General features: G+C 74.7%; 1 protein-coding gene. It reads right to left on the bottom strand.

All coding sequences use genetic code 11. The features are described from left to right. Positions 1-603: ketoacyl-synthetase C-terminal extension domain-containing protein (locus tag ACFO4E_RS30125; RefSeq protein ID WP_378580752.1), on the bottom strand; the 603-nt coding region annotated here is incomplete at its 3' end. Positions 604-613: the final 10 nt, after the last annotated feature.

The following is a 613-nucleotide window of genomic DNA, read 5'->3' as shown; positions in this document are numbered from 1 at the left end:
ACCACCCGCACACCCCCCGAGCGCCCCGTCCAACGCCCCGCACACCTCATCAAAAGCCTCCGCGAACACCGGAAACGCCCCATACAACCCCCGCCCCATCCCCACCCACTGCGACCCCTGACCCGAAAACAACACCCCCACACCACCGGCCTGCCGTGGACCGGCGAGGACGTCCGCGGCTTCGTTCCCGTCCGCAAGGGTCCGCAGTCCGGCGACCGCCGCTTCACGGTCGCCGGCCAGGACCACCGCGCGGTCGCGCAGCACGGCGCGGGTCGTGGCGAGCGAGAGTGCGGTATCGGCGAGGTCGCCGGTGGGGGCGGGCGATCCGGGGCGCCCGGTCGGCCGCCCCGGGTCGGCCAGGTGCGCGGCGAGCCGTCGTGCCTGTTCGCGCAGGCCGGACTCACCGTGCGCCGACACCACGAGCGGTACGACGGGCAGCGCGCCGGATCGGGACTCCGTGTCCGGGGCATGGCCGACCGGTCCGGTCGGGTCGTGTTCGAGGATGAGGTGGGCATTGGTGCCGCTCACCCCGAACGACGACACCCCCACGCGACGCGGCCGACCGGTCTCCGGCCACTCCCGCGCCTCCCCCAACAGCTCCACCGCCCCCGCC

Origin of the sequence: Nocardiopsis mangrovi, assembly GCF_042653925.1 — a bacterium.
In the GTDB taxonomy this organism is placed as follows: domain Bacteria; phylum Actinomycetota; class Actinomycetes; order Streptosporangiales; family Streptosporangiaceae; genus Nocardiopsis_B; species Nocardiopsis_B mangrovi.
Note: the sequence above shows the minus strand (reverse complement) of the source record. Positions and strands in the feature narration are given on the sequence as shown.